Below are 12796 nucleotides of genomic sequence, written 5' to 3'. Positions count from 1 at the left end.
GCGGCGCCGCACTAGTGGCGCCGCAGCCGCGAGAACGCGCCGAGCACGCGACGCTCCGAGTCGATCAGGTAGCGCTCGAGCTCGGCGGCCGCCGCCTCGGGGCCCTGACCTTCGAGCGCTTCGAGCACCGCGCGGTTCTTGGCGACGAACGGCCGGTGCAGCGCCTCGGGATCGTCGATGGCGAGGAACGCCAGCCGCAGCTCGGCGGCCAGCTGATCGTGCGCGCGCGCGAGGCGCGGGCTGTCCGCGAGGGAGACGAGCGCGATGTGGAAGCTCATGTTCGCGCTGCCCACCGCGGGCCAGTCCGCCCCGGCCTCCGCACGCTCAGCGCGATCGAGCGCGGCGCGCATGGCCGCGACACCGGGGTGCAGGGCTGAGGCGTCGCGCAGCACCCCGCACTCGATCAGCCTGCGGGCGCGGTAGATGTCGACGACGTCGGCGGTGCTGGGCGACGCGACCGAGACCCCTCGGTGCGGCACGTGCTCGACGAGCCCGAGCTGCGCGAGCACCCGGAACGCCTCGCGCAGCGTGTTGCGCGAGACATCGAGGCGCTCGGCGAGCGCCGCCTCTGAGAGCCGCTGGCCCGGTGAGAAGGCGCCATCGATGATCTGCACGCGCAGCACGTCGGCCAGCGTCGTGCCCGGCAGCGTCGCGCTCGGATCGCTCATGCCCCGATCGTATGCGCGCCGCAACACAGCCGAAACACATCCGCCCTATGTTGTTGAACAATCGTTGCAACGCCGTTCTACGAAAGCTAGGCTCAGGACCGCGCCTCCCGCGCATCCGAGCCCTTCGATGGAGATGGGAATCCCGATGACCGACGCACCGCAGCAGTCCAGCACTGCAGAGCAGCCATCGAAGGCCAAGGCCAAGGCGTTCGCCAAGAGCCGCAGGGGGCCGATCCTCGGCGCCATCTTCCTCATGGCGACCTCGGCCATCGGGCCGGGCTTCATCACGCAGACCGCCACCTTCACCGCCCAGCTCGGCGCCGCCTTCGCCTTCGCCATCCTCGTGTCGATCCTCATCGACTTCGCGGTGCAGATGAACATCTGGCGCATGATCACCGTCTCTGGCAAGCGGGCGGGCGACCTCGCCAACCAGGCGGTGCCCTACTCGGGGCACGTGCTCGCAGTGCTCATCATCATCGGCGGCCTGGCGTTCAACATCGGCAACATCGCCGGAGGCGGGCTGGGGCTCAACGCCCTGCTCGGGCTCGACCCGAAGATCGGCGGCCTGCTCACCGGCGCCCTGGCGATCGGCATCTTCCTGTTCAAGAAGGCGGGGCCAGTCGTCGACATCGTCGTCATGGTGCTGGGCATCGGCATGATCGCCATGACGCTCATCGTGGCGATCGCCTCGCAGCCGCCCATCGGCGAGGCCCTGCGCCAGACGATCGTGCCCGACGAGATCAGCTTCGCCACCATCACGACGATCGTGGGCGGCACCGTCGGCGGCTACATCACCTATGCAGGCGCGCACCGCTACCTGGAATCGGGGTTCGTCGGCCCCGACCACGTGCAGGGCGTGCACCGAGCGTCGATGCAGGGCATCCTCGTCACCGGCATCATGCGCTACGTGCTCTTCCTCGCCATCCTCGGCGTCGTGGCATCGGGCGTCACGCTCGACCTCGCCGGCCAGGCGGCCAACCCCGCCGCCCAGGCCTTCGGCCACGTGCTGGGCGAGGCCGGCCTGCGCATCTTCGGCTTCATCTTCTGGGCGGCGGCCATCACCTCGGTGATCGGCGCAGCCTTCACCTCCGCGACCTTCATGTCGGTCTTCTCGAAGCGGCTGGCCGGTGGTTGGCCGCTGCAGGTCGCGACCGTCGCCTTCATCGTCGTCTCGCTCGTCGTCTACCTGCTCATCGGCACGGCGCCCGCCGCACTGCTGGTCTTCGTCGGTGGCTTCAACGGCCTGATCCTGCCGATCGGGCTGACGATCTTCATGTACATCGGCTGGTTCCGGTCGAAGGACGTGCTGGGCGGCTATCGCTACCCGCGGTGGCTGCTCATCATCGGCACGATCGCGACCCTGCTGAGCTTCTGGATGGGCGCCAACTCGATCGGCCCGATCTTCGCCTTCCTGGGGGTCGGGGCATGACCGTGATCGACCTGAACTCCGACCTGGGCGAGAACGTGCCGGAGCGGATCGTCGGCGACGACGAGGCGATGCTGCGCATCGTCACGAGCGCGAACGTCTCCTGCGGCTTCCACGCCGGGAGCCCCGAGGGCATCGCGGCGACGCTGCGAGCGGCGGTGGAGCGGGGCGTCGCCATCGGCGCCCACCCCGGCTACCGCGACTACCCGAACTTCGGTCGCGTGGAGGTGGAGATCGACTCCGCGACGCTCCAGGCCCATGTCGAGTACCAGCTCGGTGCCCTGCAGGCGCTCGCAGGTGCAGCTGGCGGCCGTGCGGTCTACGTGAAGCCGCACGGCGCGCTGTACAACACGATCGCCCGCGACGAGCGGCAGGCGAAGGACGTCGTCGCGGCGATCCGGGCCGTGGACCCGTCGCTCGTGCTGCTGGGGCTCGCGGGGGGTGTCGTGCTCGACATCGCTGAGCGCGTCGGGCTCGCCACCGCCGCGGAGGCGTTCGCCGATCGCGCCTACACGCCGACGGGGCTGCTCGTCTCCCGCACCGAACCGGGCTCGGTGCTCCACGACCCGGCACTCGCGGCCGCGCGGATGGTGCGGCTCGCGCAGGAGGGCGTCGTCGAGGCGATCGACGGCACCGACGTCGCGGTGCGGGCCGAGTCGATCTGCGTGCACGGCGACAGCGCCGGTGCGATCGCGATGGCGAGCGCCACGCGCGAGGCCCTCGAGGCCGCCGGGGTGACGATCGCGCCGTTCGCGGGGGAGCGCTCGTGACCACCCGCGCGTCCGCTGCCCGCGCATCCGCCACTCGCGCATCCGCGTCGCAGACCACGGCGGGGCGAGATGCTCGAGCGCGCTACCGGCTGGGAGCCTCTGAGGCGACGAGCGGGATCGCGCACGGCCTCGTGCAGGCGAACCTGATCGCCGTGCCGGCCGACTGGGCGTTCGAGACCCTGCTGTTCGCGCAGCGCAACCCGAAGCCGTGCCCGGTGCTCGAGGTGCTCGAGGCGGGCCGCGTCGAGTCGCGGCTCGCGCCCGGCTCCGACATCCGCACCGACATCCCCCGCTACCGCATCTGGCGCGACGGCGAGCTCGCGGAGGAGACGACGGATGCCTCGGCGGCCTGGGAGGAGCATCCCGACCTGGTGTCGTTCCTGATCGGGTGCTCGTTCACGTTCGAGGCCGGTCTCGTCGACGCGGGCATCCCCATCCGCCACCGGGAGCTCGGTCGCAACGTGCCGATGTACCGCACCAGCACGGCCTGCGAGCCGGCCGGCAGGCTGCATGGCGACATGGTCGTCTCGATGCGCCCGATCCCGGCGTCGATGGTGGCGGATGCGGTGACGATCTCGGGCAGGTTCCCCGCCGCGCACGGCGCGCCGGTGCACATCGGAGACCCCGCCTCGCTCGGCATCGCCGACCTCGGCAGCCCGGAGTTCGGGGACGCGCCTGCCCTCCTCGATGGTGACGTGCCCGTCTTCTGGGCCTGCGGCGTCACCCCGCAGGCCGCGATCGTCGCCTCCCGGCCGCCGTTCGCCGTGACGCACGCGCCCGGCTCCATGTTCGTGACCGACGTGCCCGACGCCGCGTACGCCGCATGACGAGGGTGCTCACCGCGGCGGACACCGCGCTGCTGCTCGAGGCGGCCGATCTCGACGAGTCCATGCGGCTGCTGCCCGCGCTGGCCGAGGCGGCGCTGCCCGGGGTCACCGAGCTCGTGCCCGCAGCCCGCACCATCCTCGTGCGGTTCGATCCGACCCTGGTCTCCGCCGCCGCGCTCGCCGAGCGCCTGCTGGCCGTCGAGCCTGCCGCGCCGCGCGCGCAGAGCACCGACGCTGTCGCGATCCCGGTCCGCTACGACGGCGAGGACCTGGCAGAGGTCGCAGCGCTGCTCGACGTCGGGATCGAAGAGCTCGTCGCCCGACACCAGGCCGCGACGTGGACGGTCGCCTTCACCGGCTTCGCGCCCGGCTTCGGCTATCTCGTGGGCGACGACACGCTGTTCGACGTGCCGCGCCGCGCATCGCCCCGCACGCGCATCCCCGCCGGCTCGGTCGCGCTCGCCGGGCGGTTCTCGGGCGTGTACCCGAAGCAGAGCCCCGGTGGCTGGCAACTCATCGGTCGCACGGATCTCGCGATGTGGGACCTGGACCGGCAGCCCGCTGCGCTGCTGAGCCCAGGCACGACGGTGCGGTTCGAGCGCATCGAGCGCGAGCTGCTGGAGCACCCGGCGGTCGAGCGGGCAGTCGTCGACGCGCCCCACGCCGTCGAGGTCCTGCGGCCCGGGCTGCAGCTGCTGGTGCAGGATCTGGGCAGGCCGGGGATGGCCGCACAGGGCGTCGCGGCATCCGGCACCGCCGACCGAACTGCGCTGAGGGAGGCGAACCGGGCGGTCGGCAACGCCCCCGGCGAAGGTGCGCTCGAGCTGGCAGGTGGGGGAGCGATGCTCCGCTTCCGCGGGGCTGCGGTGATCGCGCTCGCCGGAGCGCTCGTTGACGCCTCGCTGCACCCAGCGCGGCGGGCTTCCCACGAGGCGACGGATGCCGAAGGGCCGGGCACCCAGATCGCCGTCGAGCCCGGTCGGGCGATCGCCGTCGAGGACGGCGACGAGCTGCGCATCGGCGCCGCGCAGGACGGGCTGCGGATGCTGCTCGCGATCCGCGGCGGCGTGGCGCTCGATGCGGTGCTCGGCAGCCTCGCGACCGACACGCTCGCGCAGCTGGGCCCCGAGCCGCTCAGCGCAGGCGACGTGCTGCCGCTCCACGGTCCAGCCAGGGGCATCGCCGCCGTCGAGCACATCCGCGCACCTCGCATCCCGATGCCGATCGCAGGCGAGACCGTCGAGCTCTCGATCGTGCTGGGGCCGAGGGACGACTGGTTCACGCCGGCGGCGCTGCGCACCCTCGTCGAGCAGGAGTGGGAGGTCACGCCGCGCTCGGATCGCGTCGGCGTGCGGCTGCACGGGGCGACGCCGCTCGCACGTGCGCGGCTGGGCGAACTCGAGAGCGAGGGAGCGGTCACCGGCGCGATCCAGGTGCCGCCGGACGGCCAGCCCGTGCTCTTCCTGCCCGACCACCCGCTCACGGGCGGCTACCCGATCATCGGTGCGGTCGTCGACCGCGACCTCGACCTCGCGGGCCAGCTCCCGCCGGGCGCCCGCATCCGCTTCCGCATCGCCGAGCACCCCGCCTGCGAGCACCCCGCCGAGCAGTCCGCCGGCACGCCCATCGTCTGACACAGACCGACTGACAGGAGCGATCGTGCAGAAGATCCTCATCGCCAACCGCGGCGAGATCGCCGTCCGCGTCGCACGAGCATGCGCAGAGGCCGGCTACCGCTCGGTCGCCGTCTACGCCGACCAGGATGTCGACGCCATGCACGTGCGCCACGCCGACGAGGCGGTGGCGCTCGGCGGCACGACCGCTGCCGAGACCTACTTGAGCATCGAGTCGCTGCTCGACGCCGCGCGCACCGCAGGCGCCGACGCCGTGCACCCCGGCTACGGCTTCCTCTCGGAGAGCGCAGCCTTCGCGCGCGCCGTCGAGGAGGCTGGCCTCACCTGGATCGGGCCGAGCCCGGAGACGATCGAGGCGCTCGGCGACAAGGTGACGGCGCGCACGATCGCGCTCGAGACCGGTGCACCGCTCGCGCCCGGCACCGACCGGCCGCTGGCCGACGCCTCCGAGGCCGTCGCCTTCGCGCGCGAGCACGGCCTGCCCGTCGTCGTGAAGGCCGCGTTCGGCGGCGGCGGGCGAGGGCTCAAGGTGGCGCGCACGATCGACGAGGTCGCGGATGCGTTCGACTCGGCCACGCGCGAGGCCGTCGCGGCGTTCGGGCGCGGGGAGTGCTTCATCGAGCGCTACCTCGAGCATCCGCGGCACGTCGAGGCCCAGGTGCTCGGTGACGGGCGCGGACGCGTGGTGGTGGTCGGCGATCGGGACTGCTCGCTGCAGCGCCGCAGCCAGAAGCTCGTCGAGGAGGCCCCCGCCCCCGGCCTCACCGACGAGCAGCGGGCGCGCATCCACGCCGCCGCGCGCGACATCTGCGCGGCGGTCGACTACCGCGGTGCCGGCACGGTCGAGTTCCTGCTGGGCGCGGACGGCACCATCTCGTTCCTGGAGGTCAACACGCGGCTGCAGGTCGAGCATCCGGTCACCGAGGCCGTCACGGGCGTCGACCTCGTGCGCGAGCAGCTGCGCATCGCCGAGGGCCTCGGGCCCTCCTTCACCGAGACGCCGACTCCGGTGGGCCATGCCATCGAGCTGCGCCTGAACGCCGAGGACCCGGGCCGCGGGTTCCTGCCGAGCCCCGGGCGCGTCGAGACGCTCCGGGTGCCCGCCGGCCCTGGCATCCGCTGGGATGCGGGCGTGGAGGCCGGTGACACGGTGGAGGCGGCCTTCGACTCGCTCGCCGCCAAGCTCATCGTGCACGCCGCCGACCGCGACGCCGCCCTGGTGCGCATGCGCAGGGCGCTGGGCGAGCTCGAGGTCACCGGGATCGCGACCGTCGCTCCCTTCGCCGAGGCGCTGCTCGAGGAGCCCGCGTTCTCGACGGCGGGCTTCGCCGTCTCGACCCAGTGGATCGAGGCGACGCTCATGCCTCGGCTCGAGCTGCAGTCCAGGCCGGCCGCGCATGCGCCCTCCGGGCTGCGACGCGTGCCGATCGAGGTCGACGGGCGGCGCGTGGTGCTGGGGCTTCCGGATGCGCTGCTCGGCATCGCGGCAGGGGCGGTCCCGCAGGCGGCCGCCAGCGCGCCCGCGCCGGACGAGCGCGCGCTCGTCGCGCCCGTGCCCGGCTCCCTCGTGCGCTGGCTGGTGGCGGCGGATGCGGCCGTCACCGAGGGGGAGGAGGTCGCGGTCCTCGACGCGATGAAGATGGAGACCCGCGTGCTCGCGCACCGCTCCGGCACCCTGGAGCAGCTCGTCGCCGTGGGTGCGAGCGTCGCCGTCGACGAGGCCATCGCCCGCATCGCGGGGTGAGCCCGCCGCGAACACCGGCTCGCGTGTGGGTGGCCGAACGTAGACTCATCGGGTGACATCCACGACCACCTCCACCCCAGAGCTGCACGTCCGCGGCGCGCGCGAGCACAACCTCAAGGACGTCGATCTGCGCATCCCGCGCGACGCCCTGGTGGTGTTCACCGGCCTGTCGGGATCGGGCAAGTCGTCGCTCGCGTTCGACACCATCTTCGCCGAGGGGCAGCGTCGCTACGTCGAGTCGCTCTCCGCGTACGCGCGGCAGTTCCTGGGCCAGGTCGACCGGCCCGACGTCGACTTCATCGAGGGCCTGAGCCCGGCCGTCTCGATCGACCAGAAGTCGACCAACCGCAACCCGCGCTCGACGGTCGGCACGATCACCGAGGTGTTCGACTACATGCGCCTGCTCTGGGCCCGCATCGGCGTGCCGCACTGCGCGGTCTGCGGCGAGCGCATCCAGCGGCAGACCGTGCAGCAGATCGCCGACGAGCTCATGGAGCTGCCGGAGCGCACCCGCTTCCAGATCCTCGCGCCGGTCGTGCAGCAGAAGAAGGGCGAGTTCGCCGACCTGATCCGCAACCTGGTCGCCACCGGCTACTCGCGCGCCGTGATCGACGGCGAGCTCGTGCAGCTCGCGGAGGCGCCGGCGCTGAAGAAGCAGAACAAGCACGACATCTCGGTGGTCGTCGACCGCCTCGTCGCCGATCCCGAGGGCCTGTCGCGCCTGACCGACTCGCTCGAGACGGGCCTGCGCCTCGCCGACGGCCTCGTGACGATCGACTACGTCGATCTCGACGAGCAGGACGCGCAGCGGCGCCGCACGTTCAGCGAGAAGCTCTCGTGCCCCAATCGCCACCCCGTCACGCTCACCGAGATCGAGCCGCGAACCTTCTCGTTCAACGCGCCGTTCGGCGCGTGCCCAGAGTGCGCAGGCATCGGCACCCGCATGGCCGCCGACGCAGACCTCGTGATCGCCGACGACTCGCTCTCCATCCGCGAGGGAGCGATCCTGCCCTGGACGCAGTCGGGCAAGGGGCTCTACACCTACTTCGAGCGGCTGCTCAAGGGCCTCGCCACCGAGATGGGCTTCTCGCTCGACACCCCCTGGGGCGAGCTCGACGACGACGTGCGCAAGGTCGTGCTGCACGGCACCGACGGCAACGTCATGGTGCAGTGGCGCAACCGCTTCGGCAGGCAGCTGAAGTACGCATCCGGCTACGAGGGCGTCATGCCCTACATCCAGCGGAAGCACTCCGAGGCAGACAGCGACTGGGTGCGCGCCAAGCACGGCGAGTACCTGCGCGAGGTGCCGTGCCCCGAGTGCGGCGGCGCCAGGCTGAAGCCCGAGGTGCTCGCCGTCACGGTGCACGGCAGCTCCATCTCGAGCGTTGCCGACATGAGCCTCACCGACGCCCACCGCTTCATGGACGAGCTCGACCTCGACGACCGCGAGGCGATGATCGCCGCCGCGGTGCTGCGCGAGATCCGCGCGCGGCTCGACTTCCTCATCCGGGTCGGTCTCGGCTACCTCTCGCTCGCCCGCGCGGCCGCGACCCTCTCCGGCGGCGAGGCCCAGCGCATCCGCCTCGCCACCCAGATCGGCGCCGGCCTGACGGGCGTGCTGTACGTGCTCGACGAGCCCTCGATCGGGCTCCACCAGCGCGACAACCGGCGCCTGATCTCGACGCTCGAGGCGCTGCGCGACCTCGGCAACACCCTGATCGTCGTGGAGCACGACGAGGACACCATCCGCACCGCCGACTGGATCGTCGACATCGGCCCCGGCGCCGGCGAGCACGGCGGCGAGGTCGTGCACTCCGGCAGCTACGAGTCGCTGCTCGAGAACGAGCGCTCGCTCACGGGCGCCTACCTCTCCGGTCGCGAGTCGATCCCGGTGCCCGCGACGAGGCGGCCGATCGACCCCGACCGCATGCTCCGCATCGTGGGGGCACGCGCCAACAACCTGCAGAACGTGGATGTGGACATCCCGCTCGGCGTGCTCGTCGCGGTCACGGGTGTGTCGGGCTCCGGCAAGTCGACGCTCGTGAACGACATCCTCCACAAGGTGCTCGCCAACGCGCTGAACGGCGCTCGGCAGGTGCCGGCGAAGCACACGCGGGTCACCGGGCTCGACCACCTCGACAAGGTGGTGCACGTCGATCAGGGACCGATCGGCCGCACGCCGCGCTCCAACCCCGCGACCTACACGGGCGTGTTCGACAAGATCCGCAACCTGTTCGCCGAGACGGCGGAGGCGAAGGCGCGCGGCTACCTGGCCGGCCGCTTCTCGTTCAACGTCAAGGGCGGCCGCTGCGAGGCGTGCCAGGGCGACGGCACGCTGAAGATCGAGATGAACTTCCTGCCCGACGTCTACGTCGAGTGCGAGGTGTGCCACGGCAAGCGCTACAACCGCGACACCCTCTCGGTGCACTACAAGGGCAAGTCGATCGCCGACGTGCTCCAGATGCCGATCGAGGAGGCCGCCGAGTTCTTCAGGCCCATCTCCTCCATCCACCGGTTCCTCAAGACGCTCGTGGACGTGGGGCTCGGCTACGTGCGGCTCGGCCAGTCGGCCACGACGCTCTCCGGCGGCGAGGCGCAGCGCGTCAAGCTCGCCACCGAGCTGCAGCGCCGCACCTCCGGCCGGGCGATCTACGTGCTCGACGAGCCGACCACGGGTCTGCACTTCGACGACGTGCGCAAGCTGCTCGAGGTGCTCGACGGGCTGGTGGAGAAGGGCAACACCGTGCTGACGATCGAGCACGCGCTCGACGTCATCAAGAGCGCCGACTGGGTCATCGACCTCGGCCCCGAGGGCGGCTCAGGGGGCGGCACGATCGTCGCCACAGGCACGCCGGAGGAGGTCGCGGAGGTGCCGGGCAGCTACACGGGCGGGTTCCTCAAGGAGATCCTGGGCGCGGGCGTGCGATGACCGACGGCGCGGCGCCCACGCCTGCGGGCTCGCCTCGCGCGGAGTCCCGCACCGTGGCCTACAAGCCCGCTCCCGGCACCATCCCGACGACGCCGGGCGTCTACCGGTTCCGCGACGAGCACGAGCGCGTGCTCTACGTGGGCAAGGCGAAGAACCTGCGCCAGCGGCTCGCGAACTACTTCCAGCCGCTCGGCACCCTGCACGAGCGCACGCGTCGCATGGTGCTGACGGCCGTGCGGGTCGAGTGGACGATCGTGGCGAGCGAGTTCGAGGCGCTGCAGCTCGAGTTCACCTGGATCAAGGAGTACGAGCCGCCCTTCAACGTGCAGTTCCGGGACGACAAGTCCTACCCGTACCTCGCGGTGACCATGGGCGACGACGTGCCGCGCGCGCTCATCACCCGCAACCGGAACATGCGCGGCGCGCGCTACTTCGGGCCGTACACGAAGGTCTGGGCGATCCGCGAGACGCTCGACCTGCTGCTGAAGGCGTTCCCGATGCGCTCATGCAGCCAGTCGGTGTACGACCGCGCGGAGCGCTCTGGGCGCCCGTGCCTGCTCGGCGACATCGGCAAGTGCTCCGCACCGTGCGTCGGGCGCGTCACGCACGCCGAGCACCGCGCGACGGCCCGCGACCTGGTCGCGTTCATGAACGGCGGCGACCAGGACTTCGTCGATCGCGTGCGAGAGGAGATGCAGCGGGCGAGCGCCCGGCTCGAGTTCGAGCGCGCGGCGCGGCTCCGCGACCAGCTCGCGGCACTGGAGATGGTGCTGGAGCGCACGAGCGTCGTGCTCTCGGATCACGTGGACGCCGACGTCTTCGGGCTCGTGCACGACGAGCTGAGCGCGGCCGTGCACCTCTTCGCCGTCCGCGGGGGACGCATCCGCGGCACCAAGTCGTGGGTCGTGGACACCGAGATCGACCTCACCGACAGCGAGCTGGCCACGCAGATCCTGCGCATCGCGTACGACGGGGGCGACCCGCCGGCGCGCGAGGTGCTGCTGCCGAAGCAGCCCGACGCACCCGACGTCGTCGAGACCTGGCTCACCGATCGCCGCGCCGACCACGGGCTGACCGGCCGGGTCGCGGTCCGCGTCCCGCAGCGCGGGGAGAAGCGCAAGCTGGCCGACTCCGCTGCGGTGAACGCCGCGCACGCGCTGCAGGTCGCCCGCACGAAGCGCACCAGCGACTACGTCACGCGCACCCAGGCGCTCGCCGACCTGCAGGAGGCGCTCGGCATGAGTGACGCGCCGCTGCGCATCGAGTGCTTCGACGTCTCGCACCTCGGCGGCACCGGGGTCGTCGCCTCGATGGTCGTCTTCGAGGACGGCCTGCCGCGAAAGGATCAGTACCGCAAGTTCGCGATCGCCCAGACGACCGACGACACCGACTCGATCCACCAGGTGATCACGCGGCGCGCCCGCTACATCGTGGAGGGGGATCCGGAGGACACCGGCACACGCTTCGCCTACACGCCCCAGCTGCTGCTCGTCGACGGCGGTCGGCCGCAGGTGCAGGCCGCGAAGCGCGCGCTCGACGAGGCGGGCGTGCGCGGGGTGGCGCTCGCCGGCATCGCCAAGCGCCTCGAGGAGCTCTGGCTGCCCGACGACGAGTACCCGGTGATCCTGCCGCGCACGAGCGAGGCGCTCTACCTCGTGCAGCGGCTCCGCGACGAGGCCCACCGCGTCGCGATCAGCTATCAGCGCCAGAAGCGCTCGAGCGCGATCGAGACCGAGCTGAGCGGCATCCCCGGCCTCGGCCCAGGTCGGGTGCGCGCGCTGCTGAAGCACTTCGGCTCCGCGAAGCGCGTCCGCGCGGCGAGCCCGGAGCAGCTGCAGGAGGTGCCTGGCGTCGGGGGTGCGCTCGCAGTGGCCATCGCGCGATCCCTCAGCGCGGATACGATGGGTGCTCCAGCCGAGCGACAGGGACCAGCGTGAACGCCAGAGAGATCGTCATCATCACCGGGATGTCCGGTGCTGGTCGCACGACCGTCGCGAACGCGCTGGAGGATCTCGGCTGGTTCGTCGTCGACAACCTGCCGCCGACGATGCTCCGCGCCCTCGTGCGCACCGCGGCCACGAGCGCCTCCACCGAGGCGCGGCTCGCGATCGTGGTGGACGTGCGCGGTGGCGTGCTCTTCGACGACGCGAAGCGATTCGTCGAGATGCTGCGCGCCGAGCACAGCGTGCGCGTGCTGTTCCTGGAGGCGAGCGACGCCGAGCTCGTGCGCCGCTACGAGCAGGTCCGCCGGCCGCACCCGCTGCAGGGCGACGGCACGATCCTCGACGGCATCCGCATGGAGCGCACCCGCCTCGAGCCGCTGCGCGGCATGGCCGACGACCTGCTCGACACCACGGGCCTCAACCCGCATCAGCTCACGACAAGGGTCGGCGAGCGCTTCGCGCCCGGCGGCGAGCTCGAGGTCACGCTGACCGTGATGAGCTTCGGCTTCAAGTACGGGCTGCCGGTCGACGCCGACCTGGTCGCCGACATGCGGTTCCTGCCGAACCCCTACTGGAACCCCGAGCTGCGCGGGCACAACGGCACCGAGGCCGTCGTCTCCGACTACGTGCTGCAGCAGGAGGGCGCGGCGGAGTTCGCCGACAGCTACGTCGAGGCGCTGAAGCCGGTGCTGGCCGGCTTCGCGCGCGAGAACAAGCTGCACGCGGTGCTGGGCGTCGGCTGCACGGGCGGCAAGCACCGCTCGGTCGCCATGGCCGAGCACCTGGCGAAGCGGCTGTCAGGCACACACGGATTGCGCGTCGCGGTGAAGCACCGCGACCTGGGGCGCGAATGAC

The 12796-nt window shown here is 71.8% G+C and carries 9 protein-coding genes; 8 read left to right on the top strand and 1 reads right to left on the bottom strand.

Annotation, left to right across the window (positions count from 1 at the left end; all coding sequences use genetic code 11):
- Nucleotides 1–11: 11 nt before the first annotated feature.
- A complete protein-coding gene (locus BQ6202_RS06000; RefSeq protein ID WP_072313550.1) occupies nucleotides 12–668 on the bottom strand; it encodes a GntR family transcriptional regulator in 657 nt (218 codons plus the stop codon).
- Nucleotides 669–813: 145 nt separating this feature from the next.
- Here BQ6202_RS06000 and BQ6202_RS05995 point away from each other — a divergent pair, with 145 nt between their 5' ends.
- From BQ6202_RS05995 to rapZ, 8 genes are read left to right on the top strand one after another with little or no spacing between them, the layout of a single operon-like run.
- Nucleotides 814–2097 carry an NRAMP family divalent metal transporter gene (locus tag BQ6202_RS05995; RefSeq protein WP_072313953.1) on the top strand — a complete coding sequence of 428 codons (1284 nt, stop codon included), beginning with the start codon at nucleotides 814–816 and terminating at the stop codon, nucleotides 2095–2097.
- The gene (locus BQ6202_RS05990; protein ID WP_072313549.1) at nucleotides 2094–2864 is read left to right on the top strand and encodes a LamB/YcsF family protein; all 771 of its coding nucleotides are present in this window, start codon (nucleotides 2094–2096) and stop codon (nucleotides 2862–2864) included. The genes BQ6202_RS05995 and BQ6202_RS05990 overlap by 4 nt, the downstream gene beginning before the upstream one ends.
- Nucleotides 2861–3691, top strand: a complete 831-nt coding sequence (locus tag BQ6202_RS05985; RefSeq protein WP_072313548.1) for a putative hydro-lyase — start codon at nucleotides 2861–2863, stop codon at nucleotides 3689–3691. The genes BQ6202_RS05990 and BQ6202_RS05985 overlap by 4 nt, the downstream gene beginning before the upstream one ends.
- Complete coding sequence (locus BQ6202_RS05980; RefSeq protein ID WP_072313547.1) at nucleotides 3688–5325, top strand: 5-oxoprolinase subunit B/C family protein; 1638 nt, start codon at nucleotides 3688–3690, stop codon at nucleotides 5323–5325. Before BQ6202_RS05985 ends, BQ6202_RS05980 begins: the two co-directional genes overlap by 4 nt.
- Before the next feature lie 25 nt (nucleotides 5326–5350).
- Nucleotides 5351–7069: an acetyl/propionyl/methylcrotonyl-CoA carboxylase subunit alpha gene (locus tag BQ6202_RS05975; RefSeq protein WP_083587047.1), complete on the top strand. Its 1719-nt coding sequence runs from the start codon at nucleotides 5351–5353 to the stop codon at nucleotides 7067–7069.
- A 52-nt stretch (nucleotides 7070–7121) separates the two neighbouring features.
- Entirely contained in the window at nucleotides 7122–9998 is a 2877-nt protein-coding gene (gene uvrA / locus BQ6202_RS05970; protein WP_072313546.1) for an excinuclease ABC subunit UvrA, read from the top strand.
- Nucleotides 9995–11935, top strand: a complete 1941-nt coding sequence (gene uvrC, locus BQ6202_RS05965; protein ID WP_072313545.1) for an excinuclease ABC subunit UvrC — start codon at nucleotides 9995–9997, stop codon at nucleotides 11933–11935. The genes uvrA and uvrC overlap by 4 nt, the downstream gene beginning before the upstream one ends.
- A complete protein-coding gene (gene rapZ, locus BQ6202_RS05960; protein WP_072313544.1) occupies nucleotides 11932–12795 on the top strand; it encodes an RNase adapter RapZ in 864 nt (287 codons plus the stop codon). Before uvrC ends, rapZ begins: the two co-directional genes overlap by 4 nt.
- Nucleotide 12796 lies beyond the last annotated feature (1 nt).

The sequence above is a fragment of the Agrococcus sp. Marseille-P2731 genome, from assembly GCF_900117395.1.
Taxonomy (GTDB): Bacteria; Actinomycetota; Actinomycetes; order Actinomycetales; family Microbacteriaceae; genus Agrococcus.
Note: the sequence above shows the minus strand (reverse complement) of the source record. Positions and strands in the feature narration are given on the sequence as shown.